Here is a 20706-nt window from a genome sequence, read left to right on the forward strand (position 1 = left end):
AGCCCGGAGAGGTCCGCCTCCTGTTGATCGCGGGGCCAGCAGCCTGCGCCTGGTGGTATTTTTGGTGGTATCTCGCAGGATCAAAATTACAGGACCAGCGTCAGCATTGAAATAGCAAGGACTATTTCATTCCAGCCCTCCAAAGAATTCGATCGACCATTGTTGGTGAAGTGAAGGTCTACGCAAGCGCTGTCATACAGCGTTAGCGCTCCAACCAACCACCGCGTCGTCAAAGCACACAAAAAAACCCCGCCAGCAAAATCTGCTCGCGGGGTTTTTCGTTTTTGGCGCGGCTCGCGCGCCAAGAGCAAGGCCACTCTCCCACCGTGCCCGCGCTGCGCTCCGGGCGCCGTTCAGCGCCCCGCCATCTCCGTCTGACGGCGCACGCCTTCGCGACGCCGCTTGATCACATACCCGATCCACATCAGCACGAGCCACACCGGCACCAGCCACACCGACACCGACAGCCCCGGCGTCAGCGCCAGAATCACCAGAATCAGCGCCATGAACGCGAGGCAGATCCAGTTGCTGACCGGGAACCAGAACGAGCGGAACACCAGCGTCTCGCCGGCCGCGACCATCGCGCGACGCGACTTCAGATGGGTCAGGCTGATCAGCGCCCAGTTCAGCACCAGCGCGGCGACCACCAGCGACATCAGCAGACCGAGCGCCTCGGCCGGAATCACGTAGTTGATGATCACGCACGCGAAGGTCGCGAGCGCCGACAGACCGATCGCCATATACGGCACACCGCGCCGGTCGACCTTCAGCAGCGCGCGCGGCGCGTTGCCCTGCTCGGCGAGGCCGTACAGCATCCGGCTGTTCGCATACACGCCGCTGTTGTAGACCGACAGCGCCGCGGTCAGCACCACCACGTTCAGCACGTTGGCGGTCAGCGTCGAGCCGATCTGCGAGAAGATCATCACGAACGGGCTGCCGCCGGCCGCCACTTCGTTCCACGGATACAGCGAGAGCAGCACCGCGAGCGAGCAGATGTAGAAAATCAGGATCCGCAGGATCACCTGGTTGACCGCCTTCGGGATGCTCTTCTGCGGCTCGGCCGCTTCCGCCGCCGTGATGCCGATCAGCTCCAGGCCGCCGAACGAGAACATGATCACCGCGAGCATCATGAACAGCCCGTGGAAGCCGTGCGGGAAAAAGCCGCCGTGACTCCACAGGTTCGCGACCGTCGCCTGCGGGCCGCCGTGACCGCTGACCAGCAGATAGCCGCCGAACAGGATCATGCCGATCACCGCGACCACCTTGATGATCGCGAACCAGAACTCGGTTTCGCCGTAGGCCTTCACGTTCGCGAGGTTGATCGCGTTGATCAGCGCGAAGCAGACCAGCGCGGACACCCAGGTCGGCACGCCGGGCCACCAGTAATGCACGTAGGTGCCAACCGCGGTCAGCTCCGCCATGCTGACGAGCACGTACAGCACCCAGTAATTCCAGCCCGACAGAAAACCGGGGAAGTCGCCCCAGTATTTGTACGCGAAGTGGCTGAACGAGCCGGCGACCGGCTCCTGCGCGACCATCTCGCCGAGCTGTCGCATGATCATGAACGCGATGATGCCGCCGATCGCGTAGCCGAGAATCATCGATGGACCGGCTGCCTGCAATACGCTGGCGGAGCCGAGAAACAGACCCGTGCCGATCGCGCCGCCCAGCGCGATCAACTGGATGTGACGATTCTTGAGCCCGCGCTGCAGGCCCTCTTGCTGCTGTGCACTATTCATTGCGTTCTGCTATGTGGAGACCGCTCGTTGGCGACCGCTTGATTGGAACAACCTGTTGGAACCGTCTGCTTGCGTCCCGTTCGCCGCCGGTTCGGCACCTATTTCCCGGACGGGCACGGCGCCGCCGCGGCGAACCGGTAATTTTAACCCGGCCAATATTGACCCGACATTCGTAGCAACCCCGGTTCGTTCTGCGCCGCACTTAAGCGCACGGATTGTGATTGTCACGGCAGGGGCGCTTCGGTATGTTCCCGAGTTCGACTCTCAGCCCGCGGAGTTTCACCATGCTGCTCAGACGTCCGCTTTACGCCGCCGTTTTGTGCCTCTGCTTCGCTGGCGCGACGACGTTCGCTCAAACCGCGCCTACGGCCGCGCCCGGTGCCGAACAGGCGCCCGCTGCAACACCCGCAGCAACGCCCCCGGCCGCTGATTCCGGCGCACAGGGCAACGCGGCGCCGGCGCCCGCTCAAACGCCAACGCCGCAGGCCGCACCCAACGCCGCCGCCCCCACTCCCGCGAAGCCCGCTGCCGTGCCGCTCGCCGGCCCGGTGCGCAACATCGTGCTGGTGCATGGCGCGTTCGTCGACGGTTCGAGCTGGAACGGCGTGGTCGCGAAGCTGCAGCGCAAGGGCTATCACGTGAGTTCGGTGCAGAACCCGCTCACGTCGCTCGCCGACGATGTCGCCGCGACCCGTCGCGTGCTCGCGCGCGAAAACGGTCCGGTGCTGCTGGTCGGCCATTCGTGGGGCGGCGTGGTGATCACCGAAGTGGCGGCGAATGCGCCGAACGTCGCGGGGCTCGTGTATGTGGCCGCGCTCGCGCCGCAGCTGCACGAGTCGGCGATGGACGTGATGAAGGCAGGCGGGCCGATGCCGGCCGGCCAGAGCATCAGCAAGGACGCGAACGGTTTTCTGTGGCTCGACCGCGCGCGTTATCGCGCGGACCTCGCGGCCGACGTGCCCGAGATGGTCACGCGCGTGCTCGCCGCCGCCCAGGTGCCGATCGCCGCGCAGGCGTTCGACGAACCGGTCGATCAGATCGGCTGGAAAGACCGGCCGTCGTGGTACGTGCTGACGACGCAGGACCGCGCGGTGTCGCCCGCGCTACAGAAGTCGATCGCCGAACGGATCGGCGCGAAGGTGGTGCCGGTCGCGTCGAGCCATCTCGCGCCGGTGTCGCATGCGGGCGCGGTCGCCGATGCGATCGATCACGCGGCGCGCGAGTTGAGCCGCTTGCAGCAGTGATTCGCGGCGGGGTGTCGGACGGGCGCGCTCAGCGCATGACGCCTGAGCGCGCATAGCGGCTGGCGCCGATGGCCACGCCGCCGCATTTGCCCGCGGCAAGCCGCGGCACGTGTGCTCAGCGCAGCATGAACGACATCGCCGACAGACAGTTCAGCATCCGCACCGCGTGTTCGGCCGACGCCGCGCTAAAACGCAGCGTCACGCCATCGACGCGCGTGAGCGTCGGCCACTGACAGAACAGATCGGCGAGGCCGCTGGTTTGCACGCGCAGCTCGCATTCGACCGGTTGCGGTTGAGCCCGCGCGCCGGACGCCTCGGGCGCGCGGCCCGCTTCGAGATGCTGACGAACCACGTCGCGCGCGGCCGCCTGCAACGCTTCGCGCACGCTCGCCGGCGCTTGCGTGACGCCGCTCCCATACCCGGTCGCATTTTTAGTGACGACGAAACGCGCGTCCGGAAAACGCGGCGCGGTTTCCTCGGCGAACACATCGTCGCCCGATAACAGCGCGACCCGCGCGCCGTACTCTACCGCCAGCGCGCCATACACGCCCGCTTCGCCGAGTTCGACGCCGTTGAACGCGACGCGCGCGAACGCGAAGCTGTTGATCGTATGCGCGAGAATCCCGCGCGTTTGCGCCTTCGCGTGATAGCCGATCATGAACACCAGCGCCGCGCCGTATTCGACGCCGGCCATCATCCCCAGCGTGCGCGGTTTGCCGAGCACGACCTGCGCGCGCGGATCGAGCAGATCGGGCAGCAGATTGCGAAAGCCGCCGTGCGAATCGTTGACCCACACGTCGGTCGCGCCGCCCGCGAACGCGCCTTCGATCGCCGCGTTCGCTTCGAGCGTCATCCAGCGGCGCGCGGCTTCGTATTCGCCGTTGCCCGCGCGCGTCTGCTCGGGATGAAAGACACCGGCCACGCCTTCGATATCGGTGGAAATCAGGACTTTCATTGCGTGGACAGCCCCAGCAGTTCCGCGAGGTCCGGCACGCTGTCGCGCAGCGACAGACGCTGGTGGCCATCGCGGCCGGTTACTGATTCGGCGCTCCACAACGCATCGACGATCGCCTGCTCGACGCTGTCGGCGCACGCGCGAAACAGCGGGTCGAGGCAGTGATCGGCGACGAGCGGCGGCAGCGTGACGAGGTCCGCGTCGTGCGGCACCGTGTACGCGGTGGAGAACGCCAGCGCGATATCGCCGCTGCCGTGGCCATACACCGAGCCGGTGCGCGCGAGGCCGGCCGCCGCGCGCAACGACACGCGTTTTAGCTGGCGCGCGTCGAGCGGCGCATCGGTCGCGACGATCATGATGATCGAGCCTTGTTCGGGCTTGCCGGTGGTTGGGTTAGCCGTCGGGCTGGCCGTGGCGGCAGCGGCCGCGCGTTCGGCCAGCACGCGGCCAAGCGGCGTGCCGTCGATGGTCAGCATCGGCAGACGGCCGAAGTTCGCGAGCACGAGCGCGCCGACCGTATAGTCGCGTCCCGCAACCCGCACGACGCGCGACGCGGTGCCGATCCCGCCTTTCAGATCGAAACACGACATCCCGCGCCCGGCGCCGACCGCGCCGCTCGCGACCTCGGTGCCAGCGGCGGCGAGTGCTTCATCGAAATGCTGTTCGCCGATCGCGAGCGCCTGAATATCGTTCAGATAGCCGTCGTTGCATTCGAACACGAGCGGATTGACCGTCGACCACTCGCGGCCGATGCGCGGATTCGCGCGAATCGCCGCGCGGATCTGCGCCTGCGCGAGCGCGCCGACGCCGAACGTGTTGGTCAGCGCGATCGGCGTTTCGAGCGTGCCGAGTTCGTCGACCTGCACGAGGCCGATGCTCTTGCCGAAGCCGTTGATCACCGATGCGGCCGCCGGCACCTTGGCGACGAACGGATCGCCGCGATGCGGCCGGATCACGGTCACGCCGGTTTGCCTCGCGCCGTCGGCGAGCGTGCAATGTCCGACCGTGACGCCGGCCACGTCGGCGATCGTGCCGAGCGGACCGGCCGGCAACACGCCGATATGCGGCGCGCGCAGCGCCGCATGCAACTCCGCGCTCCGGTCCGCGCCGGCGGCGCAATCGTTAGTCTTACTCATGGCCGGTCCAGCTTCGGATCGAGCGCATCGCGCAGACCGTCGCCGAGCAGATTGAACGCGAGCACGGTCAGGAAAATCGCCAGACTCGGAAACAGCGCGATATGCGGCGCGGTCACCATATCGGCGCGCGCTTCGTTCAGCATCGCGCCCCACTCCGGGGTCGGCGGCTGCGCGCCGAGGCCGAGAAACGACAGGCTCGCCGCGGTGATGATCGAGGTGCCGATGCGCATCGTCAGATACACGACGACCGACGAAATCGTCCCCGGCAGAATATGCCGCACGATGATCGTCCAGTCCGACGCGCCGATGCTGCGCGCCGCCTCGATATACGTGAGCTGCTTGAGCATCAGCGTATTGCCGCGCACCAGCCGCGCGAACGCCGGGATGCTGAAGATCGCGACCGCGCAGATCACGTTGATCATGCCGTTGCCGAGAATCGCGACCACGCCGATCGCGAGCAGGATGCCCGGAAACGCGAACAGCACGTCGGCGACGCGCATCGTGATGCGGTCCCACCAGCCTTCGTAATAACCGGCCAGTAGTCCGAAGAACGTGCCGATCACCGCGCCGATCGCGACCGACAGAAAGCCCGCCTCCAGCGAGATGCGCGAGCCGGCCAGGATGCGGCTGAAAATATCGCGGCCCAGCGAATCGACGCCGAACCAGTGCGCGGCCGACGGCCCCGCGTTCAGCGCGTCGTAGTCGAAGAAGTTCTCCGGGTCGTACGGCACGATATGCGGCGCGACGATCGCGACGACGACCAGCAGCAGCACGAACAGGCCGGCGGCCATCGCGACGTGCTGCTTGCGGAATTTGCGCCAGAACTCGCTCCACGGGGTGCGGATCGCGCGTTCGGCGGGGGCGGCGTTGGCCGCGTTCGGCCCGGTGGCGGTGGTGCTCATGCGCGCCTCACTTGAAACGGATAGTCGGATTGATCACCGCGTACAGCACGTCGACGATCAGATTGATGATGATGAATTCGAGCGAGAACAACAGCACTTCCGCCTGAATGATCGGATAGTCGCGCATCGATACCGCGTCGATGAGCAGACGCCCGAGCCCCGGCCAGTTGAACACGACCTCGACGACGATCGAGCCGCCCAGCAGGAAGCCGAACTGCAGGCCCATCATCGTGACGACCGGAATCAGCGCGTTGCGCAGGCAGTGTTTGGCGATCACGCGCCACTCCGGCACGCCCTTCGCACGCGCGGTGCGCACGAAGTCCTCGTGCATCACTTCGACGAACGACGCCCGCGTGAAGCGCGCCATCACCGCCGCGACCGCCGCGCCGAGCGTCAGCGACGGCAGCACGTAGCCGCGCCACGTGCCGTCGCCGACGATCGGCAGCCAGCCCAGTTGTACCGAAAACACTTCCATCAGCAGCATGCCGAGCGCGAACGCCGGAAACGAAATGCCGGACACCGCGAGCGTCATCCCGAGCCGGTCGGGCCAGCGGTTACGCCACACCGCCGAGACGATGCCGAGCGCCATGCCGATCACGACCGCCCACACCATGCTCGCGAGCGTGAGCCACAGCGTCGGCATGAAGCGTTCGGCGATCTCCTGGCTGACCGGACGCTTGCTGCGCGTCGACACGCCGAAGTCACCGTGCGCGATGCGCCAGAAGAAATTGACGAACTGCTGCGGCAGCGGCCTGTCGAGCCCGAGGTCGGCACGCACCAGCGCGACGGTCGCCTCGTCCGCTTCGGGACCGGCGGCGAGTCGCGCCGGATCGCCCGGCAGCAGATGCACGAACAGGAATACCAGCACGGCGACGATGAAAAGCGTCGGCAGCAGGCCAAAAAGACGTTTGACGAGGAAGTTCAGCATGAAACCAATCCGGCAGAAATGCAGGCAACGGAGAATCGGGCGCGGCCCGCGGGCCGCGCGTTCGACTGATTACTTGACCGCGATCTCGTCGAAGTTGAACGAGCCGTCCGGCGCGACGTATGCGCCCGACAGACGCTTGCTGCGCGCGTACACGACCTTCTCCTTGATCAGGAACACCCACGGCGCATCGGCCCATACGCGCTTCTGCGCATCCGCATACAGCGACGCCTTCTGCGCGCGGTCGGTAGTTTCGAGCGCCTGCTTCAGATCGCTGTCGACCGCGTCGTTCTTGTAGTACGCGGTGTTGACCATCTTCGGCGGGAACGCGTGACCCGCGAGCAGCGGGCTCAGCGCCCAGTCCGCTTCGCCCGTCGACGCCGACCAGCCGGTGTAGAACAGCCGCACCGGCGCGGTGGCCGGATCCTGCGCGCTTTCCACCTTGGCGACCCGCTGACCCGCTTCGAGCGCTTCGACCTTCGCCTTCACGCCGACCTGCGCGAGCTGCTGCTGCAGGAACTGGATCACCTTCTGCGACGTCGAGTTGTTATACGCGGCCCACAGCGTGGTTTCGAAACCGTTCGGATAACCGGCTTCCTTCAGCAGTTCGCGCGCCTTCGCCGGGTCGTACGGCCACGGGCCGGTCTTCGTCGCGTAATCGACGCCCTGCGGCACCACGCCTTCCATCGACACCGCATTGCCCGAGAACGCGACCTTCGCGAGCGCTTCCTTGTTGATCGCGTAGTTCAGCGCCTGACGCACCTTCAGGTTGTCGAAGGGCTTCTGGTTCATGTTCATGCTGATGTAGCGCGCGATGATCGACGGCGTCGCAATCACGTCGACCTTCGGGCTCGCCTGCAGCTGCGCGACCTGCTCGTACGGCACCTGGAACGCGAAGTCCGCTTCGCCGGTGCGCATCAGCGCGGAGCGCGTGTTGTTGTCGACCACCGGCTTCCAGTCGATCGCGTCGATCTTCGGGTAGCCCTTCTTCCAGTAGCCGGCGAATTTCTTCACGGTCAAATCGCCCGCCGGGTCCCACTTCACGAATTCGAACGGGCCGGTGCCGACCGGATGGAACGCGATGTCCTTGCCGTACTGCTTCAGCGCGGCCGGCGAAATCATCACCGCCGACGGATGCGCGAGCACGTTCACGAACGCCGAGAACGGCGCCTTCAGCGTGACGCGCACCGTGTACGGGTCGACCACCTCGGTCTTCTCGATGCGGTTGAACATGCTGTAGCGCTTGAGCTTGTTCGCCGGGTCGGTCACGCGGTCGAAGTTCGCCTTCACCGCGGCCGCGTTGAAGTCGGTGCCGTCCTGGAACTTCACGCCGTGGCGCAGCTTGAACGTATAGACCTTCGCATCCGCGCTCACCTCATAGCTGTCCGCGAGCACGTTGACGAGCTTCATGTCCTTGTCGAAGCCGAACAGCCCCTGGTAGAACGACTTCGAGACCGCCTGCGACAGCGTGTCGTTCGCGTCGTACGGATCGAGCGTCGTGAAGGTCGACGCGACGGCCATCACGGCCGTGGTTTCGGCCTGGGCCGGATTGCCCGCGAGCATCGCGAACACCACCGCGCCGCCGCTGACCAGCGCGCGCAAACGAAACGGAGAAGACGGGAACAGCAGGTTCATCAGATTGCTCCAGGCTGCGAGATTGACGTTGAAGGTGTGACTGGGTCGTTATGTGGTGTTGCGCGGTACTACGGAGTGCTACAGGGTGCTGCGGCTCGCGCGGCCTGAATGCGGCCGCGGTACAGCTGATTCAACAAGGTCAGTACGCGCCGCCCACGCGATGCTGCGCGACGAAATGATCGGGGCCCACCGCGATCAGCGGCGCGACCAGCGGCTCGTCGTGCAGCGCGCGGATCGGGCTCGGGATGTCGTCGGCGGCGAGCATCCGCTTCGCGTGACGGCGCGCGGCGTCGGCGACCGGCACCGCGCTCATCAGCTTCTTCGTGTACGGATGCTGCGGCGCCTCGAACACCGCGCGGCGCGGTCCGATCTCGACGATCTGGCCGAGGTACATCACCGCGACCCGATGGCTGATGCGCTCGACCACCGCCATGTCGTGCGAAATGAACAGATACGCGACGCCCAGTTCGCGCTGCAGATCGAGCATCAGGTTGACGATCTGCGCCTGCACGGACACGTCGAGCGCGGACACCGATTCGTCGGCGATCACGACCTTCGGATTCAGCGCGAGCGCGCGCGCGATTGCGATCCGCTGGCGCTGGCCGCCGGAGAATTCGTGCGGATAACGGCGCGCCGCCTCGGCCGGCAAGCCGACCTTTTCGAGCAGCCACGCAACCCGCGCCTGCGCTTCGGCGCCCTGCGCGACGCCGTGCACGAGCAGCGGCTCCATGATCGAGAAGCCCACCGTCAGGCGCGGATTCAGCGACGCGAACGGGTCCTGGAAAATGAACTGGATATCGCGCCGCAATGCCTGCAACGCGGGGCCGGTCAGCGAGCCGATTTCCTTGCCGCCGAATTCGATCGACCCGCTCTGGCTTTCCACCAGACGCAGCAGCGAGCGGCCGGTCGTCGATTTACCGCAGCCGGATTCGCCGACCAGCGCGAGCGTTTCGCCGGGCCGCAGATCGAAGCTGACTTTTTCGACCGCATGCACGCGCCCGGTCACGCGGCCGAACAGGCCGGTGCGGACCGGAAAGCGCGTGACCAGATCGCGCACGCGCAGAATCGGCGGGGTGTCGTCGTGCACCGGCGGCTGCGCTTCTTCGGCAACGCTCGCGGCCGGCTGCACCGCCGCGTCGGCGCCGTTCGCGCCCGCCTGCTCGACGCTCAGGATCGGGAAGCGCGCGGGCCGGTCGGTGCCCTGCATCGAGCCGAGCCGAGGCACCGCCGCGAGCAGCGCCTTCGTGTACGGATGCGAGGGCGCGGCGAACAGCGTGTCGGACGGACCCTCCTCGACCTTGTCGCCGCGATACATCACCAGCACGCGATCGGCCACTTCGGCGACCACGCCCATGTCGTGCGTGATGAAGATCACGCCCATGTTCATCTCGTCCTGCAAGCCGCGGATCAGTTGCAGGATCTGCGCCTGGATCGTCACGTCGAGCGCGGTAGTCGGCTCGTCGGCGATCAGCAACGCGGGCTTGCACGACAGCGCCATCGCGATCATCACGCGCTGGCGCATCCCGCCCGACAATTGATGCGGAAAGCGCGCGGCCACCCGGCGAGCCTCAGGAATCCGAACCAGTTCGAGCAGACGCAAAGTTTCGGCCGACGCGGCCTCGCGGCTCTTGCCCTGATGCAGCGCGATCGCCTCGCTGATCTGGTCGCCGACCGTAAACACCGGGTTCAGCGAGGTCATCGGCTCCTGGAAGATCATCGCGATGTCGGCGCCGCGAATCGAGCGCATCGTGCCGGACGATGCCTGCGCGAGATCGAGCACGCTGCCGTCGCGGCGCCGGAACGCGATGCTGCCGCCGGCGAGCCGGCCGCCGCCATGCTCGATCAGGCGCATCAGCGCAAGCGACGTGACCGATTTGCCGGAGCCCGATTCGCCGACGATCGCCAGCGTTTCGCCGCGCTCGACCGTAAACGACAGATTGCGCACCGCGTTGAAAGTCGAGCCGCCACGGCGGAACGCGACCGTCAGATCGTCGACCGCGAGCACGCGCTGCGGCGGCAAGGTTTCGATAAGCGGGCGGGCGGTGTGCGATGAAGTCGGCACGGTGATTCCTTTGAAGTCGAACGCGGCTAACGGGTTGGAGCGCGGTTCAGGCGCGGGAGTCGAGCGAGTGGCGCGGTGGGTTCGGTTCGCGCGGGCGCCGCTTCGGCGCGCTGCCGCGGCAGTGCGCCGAGGCAGTGCTCCAACGCAGCGCCGCGCGCTGGCGGCTAGCGGTAAATCGCCGTCACCGGCGCGGCGCCGAGCCGCGCGAAACCGCGGTACATCCCTTCGGTGTTGAACGGCAGCGTGACGTTGCCGCGCGCGTCGACGGCGATCAGACCACCGCGTCCGTCGATCTTCGGCAAGCGGTTCATCACCACGTCGTGCGCGGCTTCTTCGAGCGACACCGCGCGGTAGGCCATCTGCGCGGCGACGTCGTAGGCAGCGACCATCCGCATGAACATTTCGCCCGAGCCGGTGGTCGACACCGCGCAGGTCGCGTCGTCCGCATAGCAGCCCGCGCCGATCAGCGGCGTGTCGCCGACCCGGCCGACCTGCTTGTTGGTGACGCCGCCGGTCGAGGTCGCCGCGGCGAGGTGGCCGTGCACGTCGAGCGCGACCGCGCCGACGGTGCCGAACTTGCGATTCGGATCGATCGGCTCGTGCGGCGTGGGTTCGGCTTGCGTCGACGCCGCGGCCGCGAGCGTCGCGCCGTCGTGGTCGAGCATCGGCCGCTGCTGCTCCTGCGCGAGTTGCCATTGGCGATAGCGCGCATCGGTATCGAAGTAGCTGTTGTCGACGAACTCGAGGCCCTGCGCGGCTGCGAACGCTTCCGCGCCTTCGCCGGTGAACAGCACGTGTTCGCTGCGTTCGAGCACGCGGCGCGCGGCGAGCACCGGATTGCGCACGCGCTTCACGCAGCAGATCGCGCCGGCTTCGAGCGTGCGGCCATCCATGATCGCGGCGTCGAGTTCGTGGGTGCCGGCCGACGTGTAGACCGCGCCGTGACCCGCGTTGAACAACGGACAGTCTTCGAGCAGACGCACCGCTTCGCTGACCGCGTCGAGCGCGCTGCCGCCGTCGGCGAGCACGCGCTGGCCGGCGCTCAGCACCGCGTTGAGCGCTGCGTGATAGTCGGCTTCGGCGCTGGCCGACAACGACGCGCGCAGGATCGTCCCTGCTCCGCCATGAATGGCAATGACTGCGTTGGAATTCATTTTTTCGAGTGTGGAGTGCGAGTTGTTCGGGTGCCGCGGGGGGCGTCGGCGCGCCTGGCGGCGCCGGCTTTTGCGTTGGTTTTTGTACCGGGCTTTGCGTTGGGTGTTGCGTCGGCTTTCGAGCCGGCTTTCGTGCTGGCTTTCGCGCCGGCCGCGCCGGTCTGCGAATCGAACAGCCACGGCAGCACGAACTCGCTGAGCTCGGCGGCCGCTTTCACCGAGCGTTGCGCGCGATACGCAACCGCGTCGCACAGCGCCTCGATCACCGCGAGCACCGCGGAGTCGGCATTCGACGCGAGGCGCCGGTCGGTGCGGATATACAGCGCAAGGTCGGCGAACTGCGCGAGCGGCGAAGCCGGCGAGTCGGTCAGCGCGAGCACGCGCGCGCCGCGTTCGGATGCGCGCCGCGCGAGTTCGATCGTGTCCTCGACGTAACGCGGGAACGCGATGCCGATCACGAGGTCGCCCTCGTTCGAGCCCACCAGCTGCCGCGCAGCATGCGACGGGCCGCCGATCAGCGCGAGCGAGCGGACGTTGTCGTGATACGGCAGCAGCCCGTGCTCCATCAGGCTCGCGAGAAACGCGCTCGCGCCGAAGCCGAGCACGAACACGCGCCGCGCGGCGATGATCGCTTCGACCGCGGCGTCGGCGGCGGCGCGATCGATCGACGTGCGGGTCGCGTGCAGATTGTTGGCGGCCTGCTCCAGCGACGCGTCGATCAGATCGTCGCCGGCCGCGAGCGATTCCTGCGCGCTGCGCAGCCGCTCGACCGGCGCGAGCGTCGCTTCGAAGCCGCGCACCAGCGCGTCGCGAAACTGCGGATAGCCGTCGAAGCCGAGCGCGCGCGCAAAACGGTTCGCGCTCGCAACCGAAGCGCCGACCACGCTCGCCAGTTCGTCGATCCGCATCGTCGCCGCGCGGAACAGGTTGGCCAGCACGTACTCGCCCATGCGCCGGTGAATCGGCGTCAGCGTCGGCATCGCGGCGCCGATGCGCGCGGCAATCGCCTGCTCGGCGGAGTTCGGAACAGCGGACGGATGGTGGGCCATACGGGCGGCGTCGGGCTGATGGAGTTATCTGGAATTAATGAAAGTATATTTACATAAATTTGCACAAGACAAAAATCTATTTTCATCTTCCAGGGGTTTTCACTGAGCCACCCCTTTAAACAAGGGGTTTTGGCGCTCAGCGATGCTGCGCTGCGATGAAAATTCATTTTCATCGGGTCAGCTCACCCCTCCTCGCGTTTGGTTAGCACACCACCCCTCTCTCCTCCGCGCATTGCTCCGGAATCCCAACCAATCGCGCCGCCGGCGACATGAAAATGATCAGCGCCTGCACCAGAAACGCGATCGCCGCCGCGACCAGACACACGTCGACGCTCCAGCGCGCGCTGAGCGCCGCGCCGAGCAACGCGCCCACCGGTCGCGCGCCATAAGTAGCGGTGCTGATCAACGCGGATACCCGGCCGATCATCCGCTCCGGCGTGATCGCCTGACGCAGCGTGGTCGAGCCGACGACCCACAGGATCGGCCCGGCGCCGAGCAGAAAGAAGCTCGCGAGCGCGAGCCAGAACGACGGCGCGACCAGCGTCGCGACCATCACGAGCGAGGCCAGCAAACCGAACGACGGCCCGATCACCAGCAGCCGGCCGAACGTCACTGCCCGCGCGATCGCGGGCGCGGCGAGCGCGCCGCACACCATGCCGACGCCGTACGCGCCAAGCGTCACGCCGACCGCCGACGCGGACAGCCCCAACCGATGCACCGCGTACGGCACGTACACCGCTTGCAGGATAAAGAAGCCGAGGTTGAAGAACACCGCGGTCGCGAGCATCGGCAGCAGCAATGGATCGTGCAGCACGAAGCGGGTGCCGTCGCGTAACTCCAGCATGAAGTGCCGGCGCGGCGCGACCGCGCGCGGCGGCTCGCGCAGTCCCGCGAGCAGCACGACCGCGAGCGCCGACAATGCCGCCGCGCCCCCATACGCCCAGCCTGCGCCGATCCAGCCGACCAGCAGGCCGCCGAGCGCCGGCCCCGCTGAATACGCGACGCTACGCGCGAGTTCGAGCCGGCCGTTCGCGCGCGCATACGCTTCGCGCGGCACCAGCGACGGCACCAGCGCGGGCGCGGCGACGTTGTAAGCCACCGTGCCGGTCGCGGCGACGAAACCGAGCGCGGCGAGCAGCGGCAGATTCAACCCATGCGTGAGCACCAGCAACAGCACGCCGAGCATCGCGCAAACGCGCACGCTTTCGGCGAGCGTCATCAGCACGCGGCGCGAACGGCGATCGGCCCACACGCCGAGCGGCATCGACAGCAACAGGAACGGCAGCGTCTGCGCGGTTTGCAGCAGGCCGGTGTCGCGCGCATTCGCGCCGAGCGCGAACACCGCGACGAGCGGCGCGGCGGCCAGACTGATCTGCTCGGCCGATTGCGCGCACAGATTCGACCACGCGAGGCGGTGAAACGCGCCGGATAAACGCGGCGCAACGGACGAAGAGGAGGAAGCGGATGAAGAAGCGGCACGCATCGATGGACTCCGGAGATTCGACTTGAAGGCCTCATCGTCCGCGCTCACGCGATGCGCAGCGCCCCGCTTCTTGCGGTGTTATTCTTCGCTCGCCATGAATCTAGAAAGCATTCTCTTTACCCAGGGTTTCGGTTCGCGCCGCCAATGCCGCGCGCTGATCGGCGACGCGCGCGTGAGCATCGACGGCGCCGTCTGCACCGATGCCGACACCGATTTCGCGGTCGCTAGCGGGACCTTGCGCTTTAGCGTCGACGGCGTCGAATGGCCGTATCGCGAGCACGCGTATCTGCTGCTGAACAAGCCGGCCGGCTACGAATGCTCGCGCGATCCGCAGCATCATCTGAGCGTGTTCAGCCTGTTGCCGCCGCAGTTCGCCGAGCGCGGCGTGCAGTGCGTCGGCCGGCTCGACCAGGACACCACGGGCCTGCTGCTGCTCTCCGACGACGGCAAGTTCGTCCATCAGTTCACGTCGCCCAAACGCAAGGTGCCGAAGCTGTACGTCGCGACCACCCGTCATCCGCTCGACGATGCGCAATTGAGCGCGCTGCGCGACGGCGTGCTGCTGCACGGCGAAAGCAAACCGAGCGCCGCGCTCGACGCGCAGGCGCGCGACACCCACACGCTCGCGCTCACCGTGCTCGAAGGCAAATATCACCAGGTCAAGCGGATGATCGCGGCGGCCGGCAACCGCTGCGAGGCGCTGCATCGCGAGCGCGTCGGCGGCCTCGCGCTGCCCGCGACGCTCGCACCGGGCGCATGGCAATGGCTCGATGAAAACGAGCTCGACGCGCTACGGGGCGGGTAAACCGGTAGTTCACGCATAAGCCCTTGATGCGCCGAATAAAGCGCGCGCGCATTGCGGTGCACCGCACGTAAGGCGCTGCGCCGCAGCATGCCGTTGCTTACAGGTCGCCCTATACTCGTTGAAACAAACGACTACAAAGGTTTCAAGGAGGGGCGCCATGGATATCGACGGCACGATTGCGATCTCGCAGGCGATGATTGCGTTTATCGGTTTTGCACTGCTGCTGATCGGCGGCTCGCTGGTCATCATGCGGCTGCGGCACAAGTACCATCCGAACCTGATCGGCGCGATGATCGGCGGCATGCTGTGTTTCCTGTTGCTGGAAATGCTGCCGACGCTGACCTGAAGCGCTTGAATCGCGCGGCCGCTCTGGCCACGCGGTTTGATGATGCGGTGCGGGGAAACGGCTTTTTGCGGAGCAGCGATGCTCCGCGAGGACCGCTTGTTGTTTTCGCGCAATGCGGCGATTTTCGCGACTTATGCCGCCGCGAGTTGCCGCCCGCCGTCCGCGCGTTCCTAGCGTAAAGACACTAGCTTCCCGCCTTCACCGCTTCCCGCAAGAAATCCCCGACGCTCGGATAGCGCAGCGTTACCCGCAACTCTTCCTTCAGACGCCGGTTCACCAGCCGCCGCGATTCGCGCATGAACGACAGCAGCATCGGCTCGATCTGCGTTTGCGCCTGCGCGCGCGTGATGCGCGGCGCGCGCGGCAGACCGAACGCATCGGCGACCGCGTCGAAGTACTCGCCCATCTTCAGCGACGAATCGTCGGACGCGTGAATCGCGCGCGCGGGCCGGCCGTGGGTCGCGAGCCGCACGAGGATCGCGGCGAGGTCGTCGGCGTGGATGTGGTTGGTGTAGACGTCGTCGGCATCGACCAGCGCCGGCGTGCCTTTTTCGAGCCGCGCGAGCGGCAGCCGGGTGCCCGCGTAGATGCCCGGAATCCGCGCGATGCTGGCCAGCACGCTGCCGCGCGCGCTCGCCTCGCGCAGTTGCCGCTCGGCCGACACGCGCCGTTTCGCGCGCGCATTGGCGGGCCGCGGCGCGCGCGTTTCGTCGATCCACGCGCCGCCGCAGTCGCCGTAGACGCCCGTCGTACTCGCGTAAACGATGCGCGGCGGTGCCGCCGGCGCGGCGGTCCGGCGTACCCTGTCGGGTACAATACCGGCTGTTTTAGCGTCCACCCATGAAGCACGCGCGCGCCGCAAACGCGCGGTCGGCACGACCGGCGAACGCGCGGCGGAAGCGCTCCGGCGGCCCGCTCCAGCGGCGGAGCCGAGCGTCGCCAGCAACGCGCGGGTACGCCGGTCGGTGTCGCCGGATTTCTGCGGCGGCGCCAGATGCAGCACCGTCGGCGCGAGTCCCGCGAGCCGTTTGAGACTGCCGCGCACATCGAGATCGCCGACCAGCGGCGTCACACCGGCGGCACGCAACTCGGCGCAACGCGCGGGGTGGCTGGTTAGTGCGAAGACATGCGCGTGCGGCCGCAATAGCGGCACACAACGCATACCGACGTCGCCGCAGCCGATAATCAGCACGCGCGGCCGGCGAAAGTTTCGAGTCGCATTCATGGTGGGCGCATTGTAGCGGTCACACGCAACAGGTACCGCGCGGTTAATCCGGCGGATCCGATAACGATTCCGTTTTTTCGATTTCGAACACTCTATGGCATTTAACGTCACGCTCCGGCAAAGCGGCCGGCAGTTTCAGGTAGAACAGGACGAACCGGTGCTCACCGCCGCCCTGCGTCAAGGCATCGGCCTGCCGTACGGCTGCAAGAACGGCGCGTGCGGTTCGTGCAAGGGCACCGTGGTGAGCGGCGAAGTCGAACAGCGCGCGCACTCGTCGTCGGCATTGTCGAACGATGAAAAGACTCGCGGCATGGCTCTGTTGTGCTGCGCGACCGCGTGCTCCGATCTCGAAGTCGACATCCGCGAAGTGGCCGGCGTCGGCGACGTGCAGGTCAAGAAGCTGCCGTGCCGCGTGAACGCGATCGAGCGCAAGGCCGACGACGTGATCGTCGTCAAACTGCAACTGCCCGCCAACGAGCGTCTGCAGTATCTGGCCGGCCAGTACCTCGAATTCATCCTGAAGGACGGCAAGCGCCGCAGCTATTCGATGGCCAATGCGCCGCACACCGAAGGCCCGATCGAACTGCACATCCGCCACATGCCCGGCGGCGCGTTCACCGACCACGTGTTCAACACGATGAAAGAGCGCGACATCCTGCGCTTCGAAGCCCCGCTCGGCACCTTCTTCCTGCGCGAAGACTCGGACAAGCCGATCGTGCTGCTCGCGTCGGGCACCGGCTTCGCGCCGCTGAAGGCGATCGTCGAGCACGCGGTGTTCAAGAACATCACGCGCCCGATGACGCTTTACTGGGGCGCGCGCCGCAAGAAAGACCTGTATCTGCTCGAAGTCGCCGAACAATGGGCGCGCGAGATTCCGAACTTCAAGTTCGTGCCGGTGCTGTCCGAACCGGACGCGAGCGACGCATGGACCGGCCGCACCGGCTTCGTGCATCGCGCGGTGATCGAGGACCTGCCCGATCTGTCCGCGTACCAGGTGTATGCATGCGGCGCGCCGGTGATGGTCGAGTCGGCGCAGCGCGATTTCACCCAGCATCACCAGCTCCCGGAAGACGAGTTCTACGCGGACTCGTTCACGAGCGCAGCCGATCTCGCGAACGCGGTCTGATAGCCTGCCGAGCAAACGGCCTGCCCGCGCGTTGTCACGCGGGCGGCCGGCGCGGCGCGCGAGCCTCGATTCGCGGGCCGCGCGCGCCGACCGAATAAGCCAAATCCGCCGAACATGTCAGCCGCGCGACAAGCCGGCAAATTCTTCTCATCACCGCGCCGCTGCAAATTCATGGTTTACACCGGCGCTTCGGTTGTCGTATTCTTTCGCGCATGAACCGCATCCAGTCCGAACTCCGACGTCGCCGCTCGCCGCTCCCCTAGGGACGCCGCTGGCTTCGTCACGGATTCGCGCCGCACACCACTTCGGCGCAAGCTGTTCGAATCATGAAAGCCACGGCCTGCCGTGGCTTTTCTGTTTTTCCGGCCGCCGTTTTCGACGCGCCAAACCGACCTTGATCCTTCACCCTGCTTTCATCTTTTTGCCTGGAGCCTGCCGTCATGAATTTCAATGAGTATCCGATCGAGTCGCTGATGTACATCACGAACCGGCCCGAAATCGTTTTCACGCACGGCAAGGGCTCGTGGCTTTACGACAACAACGGCAAGCGCTATCTGGATTTCATTCAGGGCTGGGCGGTCAACAGTCTCGGCCACTGCAACGACGGCATGCTCGAAGCGCTGAACACCCAGGCGAAGCTGCTGCTCAATCCGTCGCCGGCGTTCTACAACGAGCCGATGGCCAAGCTCGCGGGCCTGCTCACGCAGCACAGCTGCTTCGACAAGGTGTTCTTCGCGAACAGCGGCGCCGAGGCGAACGAAGGCGCGATCAAGCTCGCGCGCAAGTGGGGCAAGAAGTTCAAGGACGGCGCGTTCGAAATCATCACGTTCGATCACAGCTTCCACGGCCGCACGCTCGCCACCATGTCGGCAAGCGGCAAGCCGGGCTGGGACACGATCTACGCGCCGCAGGTGCCGGGCTTCCCGAAGGCCGACCTGAACGACATCGCGTCGGTGGAAAAGCTGATCAACGCGAAGACCGTCGCGGTGATGCTCGAGCCGATCCAGGGCGAAGGCGGCGTGATTCCGGCGACGCGCGAATTCATGCAGCAACTGCGCGAGCTGACGAAGAAGCACAACCTGCTCCTGATCGTCGATGAAGTGCAAAGCGGTTGCGGCCGCGCGGGCACGCTGTTCGCGTATGAACTGTCGGGCATCGAGCCGGACATCATGACGCTCGGCAAGGGTATCGGCGGCGGCGTGCCGCTCGCGGCGCTGCTGTCGAAGAAGGAAATCGCGGTGTTCGAGGCGGGCGATCAGGGCGGCACCTACAACGGCAATCCGCTGATGACCGCGGTCGGCTACTCGGTGATCTCGCAACTGACCGCGCCGGGCTTCCTCGAAGGCGTGCGCGCGCGCGGTGAATATCTCCGTACCAAGCTGCTCGAACTGTCGGAAGAGCGCGGCTTCAAGGGCGAGCGCGGCGAAGGTTTGCTGCGCGCTCTGCTGCTCGGCAAGGACATCGGTAACCAGATCGTCGAGAAGGCGCGCGACATGCAGCCGGACGGCGTGCTGCTGAACGCCGCGCGCCCGAACCTGCTGCGCTTCATGCCGGCGCTGAACGTGACGACCGAAGAAATCGACCAGATGATGGCGATGCTGCGGTCGGTGCTCGACTCGCTGTAATCGACCGGAGAGCGTGCCGATGACGACCAACACGTTGCTGTCGATCCGCCGCTTCGACGCGCGCGATACCGAGGCGGTGGTCACGCTGTGGCAGCAGGCGTTTCCCGAGTACCGGGACACGACGCGGCCGCAGCGCAATCCGCGTCTGTCGATCGAGAACAAGCTGGCGACGCAGCCGGAGCTGTTCTTCGTCGCGGTGCTCGACGAGCGCATCGTCGGTACCGTGATGGGCGGCTACGACGGCCATCGCGGCTGGCTGTATTCGCTCGCGGTCGATGAAGCGCTACGACGTCATGGAATCGGCACGCGTCTGGTCGCGCACGTCGAAAGCGTGCTGACCGGGCTGGGTTGTCCGAAGCTGAATCTGCAGGTGCTGTCGGCGAAGGCCGACATCCAGGCGTTTTACGAAGCGCTCGGTTATCGCGCCGATGCGGTGATCAGTCTCGGCAAACGGCTGGGTAAATTCGCTGACGCGGCGTAAGCGCCGGCTCGCTCCGCAATAATGAAAAGGCCGCATGCGCTACGAAGCGCATGCGGCCTTTTTTCATCGCCAGACCGAGGGTCTAGCGACCTGGCTTACTCACCGAGATAAGCAGCCCGAACCTTCGGATCATCGAGCATCTGCTTCGCGTCGCCGGACATCGTGATCAGACCGGAGTCCATCACGTAGCCGCGGTTGGCGGCCTGCAGCGCCAGACGCGCGTTCTGCTCGACCAGCAGCACGGTCATCCCTTCCGACGAAATCGCCCGCACCACCTCGAAGATCTTCTCGACCATGATCGGCGACAGACCCATCGACGGTTCGTCCAGCAGCAACAGCTTCGGCCGCGAGATGATCGCGCGCGCCATCGCCAGCATCTGCTGTTCGCCGCCCGACAGCGTGCCCGCGTATTGCGACGCGCGCTCCTTCAGACGCGGGAAGAAACCGAACATACGGTCGACGTCCTTCTCGATGCCGTCCTTGTCGGTGCGCAGATACGCGCCCATCTGCATGTTCTCGACGATCGACATCCGCGCGAAGATTCCGCGCCCTTCCGGCACCATCGCCAGACCGCGCTTGAGCAGTTCGTGCGCGGGCAGTCCCTTGATCGACTGGCCCATGTACTCGATGTCGCCGGCCGCGTATGCCTTCAGGCCGGTAATCGCCTTCATCGTGGTGGTCTTGCCCGCGCCGTTCGCGCCGATCAGCGTGACGAGTTCGCCCTGACCGACTTCGAGATCGACGCCCTTGACCGCCTGGATGCCACCGTAGTTGACCTGCAGGCCCTTGATTTTCAACATTGCTTGCGTCGTGG

At 66.3% G+C, this 20706-nt stretch carries 19 protein-coding genes; 6 read left to right on the forward strand and 13 right to left on the reverse strand.

All coding sequences use genetic code 11. The annotated features are described in order from the left end of the window. Positions 1 to 353: 353 nt before the first annotated feature. Positions 354 to 1739, reverse strand: coding sequence for an amino acid permease (locus BTH42_RS19415; RefSeq protein ID WP_075302385.1), 1386 nt, complete (start codon positions 1737 to 1739; stop codon positions 354 to 356). A gap of 284 nt (positions 1740 to 2023) precedes the next feature. On the opposite strand from BTH42_RS19415, the gene BTH42_RS19420 reads away from it, so the two are divergent. Then, on the forward strand, positions 2024 to 2983 hold the full coding sequence (locus BTH42_RS19420) for an alpha/beta fold hydrolase (protein ID WP_075302387.1): 960 nt from the start codon (positions 2024 to 2026) through the stop codon (positions 2981 to 2983). Between the two features lie 115 nt (positions 2984 to 3098). Here the strand turns inward: BTH42_RS19420 and BTH42_RS19425 are convergent, their stop codons facing one another. The 9 genes from BTH42_RS19425 to BTH42_RS19465 form a co-directional block, all read right to left on the reverse strand. Then, positions 3099 to 3938 carry a M55 family metallopeptidase gene (locus BTH42_RS19425; RefSeq protein WP_075302389.1) on the reverse strand — a complete coding sequence of 280 codons (840 nt, stop codon included), beginning with the start codon at positions 3936 to 3938 and terminating at the stop codon, positions 3099 to 3101. Next, positions 3935 to 5074, reverse strand: a complete 1140-nt coding sequence (locus BTH42_RS19430; RefSeq protein ID WP_083654851.1) for a P1 family peptidase — start codon at positions 5072 to 5074, stop codon at positions 3935 to 3937. The genes BTH42_RS19425 and BTH42_RS19430 overlap by 4 nt, the downstream gene beginning before the upstream one ends. Next, on the reverse strand, positions 5071 to 5976 hold the full coding sequence (gene gsiD / locus BTH42_RS19435) for a glutathione ABC transporter permease GsiD (protein ID WP_075302391.1): 906 nt from the start codon (positions 5974 to 5976) through the stop codon (positions 5071 to 5073). Before gsiD ends, BTH42_RS19430 begins: the two co-directional genes overlap by 4 nt. A 7-nt stretch (positions 5977 to 5983) precedes the next feature. Continuing rightward, complete coding sequence (gsiC, locus tag BTH42_RS19440; RefSeq protein WP_075302393.1) at positions 5984 to 6904, reverse strand: glutathione ABC transporter permease GsiC; 921 nt, start codon at positions 6902 to 6904, stop codon at positions 5984 to 5986. A gap of 69 nt (positions 6905 to 6973) precedes the next feature. After that, the gene (gsiB, locus tag BTH42_RS19445) at positions 6974 to 8536 is read right to left on the reverse strand and encodes a glutathione ABC transporter substrate-binding protein GsiB (protein ID WP_075302395.1); all 1563 of its coding nucleotides are present in this window, start codon (positions 8534 to 8536) and stop codon (positions 6974 to 6976) included. 139 nt (positions 8537 to 8675) lie between these two features. Then, positions 8676 to 10598, reverse strand: a complete 1923-nt coding sequence (locus tag BTH42_RS19450; RefSeq protein WP_075302397.1) for a dipeptide ABC transporter ATP-binding protein — start codon at positions 10596 to 10598, stop codon at positions 8676 to 8678. Positions 10599 to 10762: 164 nt separating this feature from the next. Then, positions 10763 to 11752, reverse strand: coding sequence for an isoaspartyl peptidase/L-asparaginase family protein (locus tag BTH42_RS19455; protein ID WP_075302399.1), 990 nt, complete (start codon positions 11750 to 11752; stop codon positions 10763 to 10765). Further along, positions 11749 to 12801, reverse strand: a complete 1053-nt coding sequence (locus BTH42_RS19460) for a MurR/RpiR family transcriptional regulator (RefSeq protein WP_075302401.1) — start codon at positions 12799 to 12801, stop codon at positions 11749 to 11751. The genes BTH42_RS19455 and BTH42_RS19460 overlap by 4 nt, the downstream gene beginning before the upstream one ends. A 202-nt stretch (positions 12802 to 13003) precedes the next feature. Beyond that, positions 13004 to 14284 carry an MFS transporter gene (locus BTH42_RS19465; RefSeq protein ID WP_075302403.1) on the reverse strand — a complete coding sequence of 427 codons (1281 nt, stop codon included), beginning with the start codon at positions 14282 to 14284 and terminating at the stop codon, positions 13004 to 13006. Between the two features lie 94 nt (positions 14285 to 14378). Between BTH42_RS19465 and BTH42_RS19470 the strand changes: the two genes are divergently transcribed. Both BTH42_RS19470 and BTH42_RS19475 read left to right on the forward strand, forming a co-directional pair. Beyond that, positions 14379 to 15089, forward strand: coding sequence for a pseudouridine synthase (locus BTH42_RS19470; protein WP_075302405.1), 711 nt, complete (start codon positions 14379 to 14381; stop codon positions 15087 to 15089). Between the two features lie 157 nt (positions 15090 to 15246). Next, the gene (locus BTH42_RS19475; RefSeq protein ID WP_075302407.1) at positions 15247 to 15435 is read left to right on the forward strand and encodes a hypothetical protein; all 189 of its coding nucleotides are present in this window, start codon (positions 15247 to 15249) and stop codon (positions 15433 to 15435) included. A gap of 184 nt (positions 15436 to 15619) precedes the next feature. On the opposite strand, the gene BTH42_RS19480 is transcribed toward BTH42_RS19475, so the two are convergent. After that, complete coding sequence (locus BTH42_RS19480) at positions 15620 to 16660, reverse strand: NAD(P)-dependent oxidoreductase (protein WP_075302409.1); 1041 nt, start codon at positions 16658 to 16660, stop codon at positions 15620 to 15622. Positions 16661 to 16754: 94 nt separating this feature from the next. Here BTH42_RS19480 and BTH42_RS19485 point away from each other — a divergent pair, with 94 nt between their 5' ends. Continuing rightward, positions 16755 to 17786, forward strand: a complete 1032-nt coding sequence (locus BTH42_RS19485) for a CDP-6-deoxy-delta-3,4-glucoseen reductase (RefSeq protein ID WP_075302411.1) — start codon at positions 16755 to 16757, stop codon at positions 17784 to 17786. A gap of 280 nt (positions 17787 to 18066) precedes the next feature. Here BTH42_RS19485 and BTH42_RS35530 read toward each other — a convergent pair whose 3' ends face one another. Beyond that, the gene (locus BTH42_RS35530; RefSeq protein ID WP_178392200.1) at positions 18067 to 18237 is read right to left on the reverse strand and encodes a hypothetical protein; all 171 of its coding nucleotides are present in this window, start codon (positions 18235 to 18237) and stop codon (positions 18067 to 18069) included. Between BTH42_RS35530 and BTH42_RS19490 the strand changes: the two genes are divergently transcribed. After that, entirely contained in the window at positions 18227 to 19411 is a 1185-nt protein-coding gene (locus BTH42_RS19490; RefSeq protein ID WP_075302413.1) for an acetylornithine transaminase, read from the forward strand. The genes BTH42_RS35530 and BTH42_RS19490 overlap by 11 nt on opposite strands. A gap of 19 nt (positions 19412 to 19430) precedes the next feature. After that, positions 19431 to 19892: a GNAT family acetyltransferase gene (locus BTH42_RS19495; protein WP_075302415.1), complete on the forward strand. Its 462-nt coding sequence runs from the start codon at positions 19431 to 19433 to the stop codon at positions 19890 to 19892. Positions 19893 to 19987: 95 nt separating this feature from the next. Here BTH42_RS19495 and BTH42_RS19500 read toward each other — a convergent pair whose 3' ends face one another. Next, positions 19988 to 20692: an ABC transporter ATP-binding protein gene (locus BTH42_RS19500; protein ID WP_143752133.1), complete on the reverse strand. Its 705-nt coding sequence runs from the start codon at positions 20690 to 20692 to the stop codon at positions 19988 to 19990. Positions 20693 to 20706: the final 14 nt, after the last annotated feature.

This window comes from Burkholderia sp. SRS-W-2-2016 (assembly GCF_001931485.1).
GTDB lineage: Bacteria > Pseudomonadota > Gammaproteobacteria > Burkholderiales > Burkholderiaceae > Paraburkholderia.

Excerpts from the sequence above, each read along its gene's own strand:
- BTH42_RS19430 (WP_083654851.1), bottom strand. The coding sequence starts at position 5,074 with ATGAGTAAGACTAACGATTGCGCCGCCGGCGCGGACCGGAGCGCGGAG.
- BTH42_RS19425 (WP_075302389.1), bottom strand. The coding sequence starts at position 3,938 with ATGAAAGTCCTGATTTCCACCGATATCGAAGGCGTGGCCGGTGTCTTT.
- BTH42_RS19455 (WP_075302399.1), bottom strand. The coding sequence starts at position 11,752 with ATGAATTCCAACGCAGTCATTGCCATTCATGGCGGAGCAGGGACGATC.
- BTH42_RS19420 (WP_075302387.1), top strand. The coding sequence starts at position 2,024 with ATGCTGCTCAGACGTCCGCTTTACGCCGCCGTTTTGTGCCTCTGCTTC.
- BTH42_RS19465 (WP_075302403.1), bottom strand. The coding sequence starts at position 14,284 with ATGCGTGCCGCTTCTTCATCCGCTTCCTCCTCTTCGTCCGTTGCGCCG.
- gsiD (WP_075302391.1), bottom strand. The coding sequence starts at position 5,976 with ATGAGCACCACCGCCACCGGGCCGAACGCGGCCAACGCCGCCCCCGCC.
- BTH42_RS19495 (WP_075302415.1), top strand. The coding sequence starts at position 19,431 with ATGACGACCAACACGTTGCTGTCGATCCGCCGCTTCGACGCGCGCGAT.
- BTH42_RS19415 (WP_075302385.1), bottom strand. The coding sequence starts at position 1,739 with ATGAATAGTGCACAGCAGCAAGAGGGCCTGCAGCGCGGGCTCAAGAAT.
- BTH42_RS19490 (WP_075302413.1), top strand. The coding sequence starts at position 18,227 with ATGAATTTCAATGAGTATCCGATCGAGTCGCTGATGTACATCACGAAC.
- BTH42_RS19460 (WP_075302401.1), bottom strand. The coding sequence starts at position 12,801 with ATGGCCCACCATCCGTCCGCTGTTCCGAACTCCGCCGAGCAGGCGATT.
- BTH42_RS19470 (WP_075302405.1), top strand. The coding sequence starts at position 14,379 with ATGAATCTAGAAAGCATTCTCTTTACCCAGGGTTTCGGTTCGCGCCGC.
- gsiB (WP_075302395.1), bottom strand. The coding sequence starts at position 8,536 with ATGAACCTGCTGTTCCCGTCTTCTCCGTTTCGTTTGCGCGCGCTGGTC.
- gsiC (WP_075302393.1), bottom strand. The coding sequence starts at position 6,904 with ATGCTGAACTTCCTCGTCAAACGTCTTTTTGGCCTGCTGCCGACGCTT.
- BTH42_RS19480 (WP_075302409.1), bottom strand. The coding sequence starts at position 16,660 with ATGAATGCGACTCGAAACTTTCGCCGGCCGCGCGTGCTGATTATCGGC.
- BTH42_RS19485 (WP_075302411.1), top strand. The coding sequence starts at position 16,755 with ATGGCATTTAACGTCACGCTCCGGCAAAGCGGCCGGCAGTTTCAGGTA.
- BTH42_RS19475 (WP_075302407.1), top strand. The coding sequence starts at position 15,247 with ATGGATATCGACGGCACGATTGCGATCTCGCAGGCGATGATTGCGTTT.
- BTH42_RS19500 (WP_143752133.1), bottom strand. The coding sequence starts at position 20,692 with ATGTTGAAAATCAAGGGCCTGCAGGTCAACTACGGTGGCATCCAGGCG.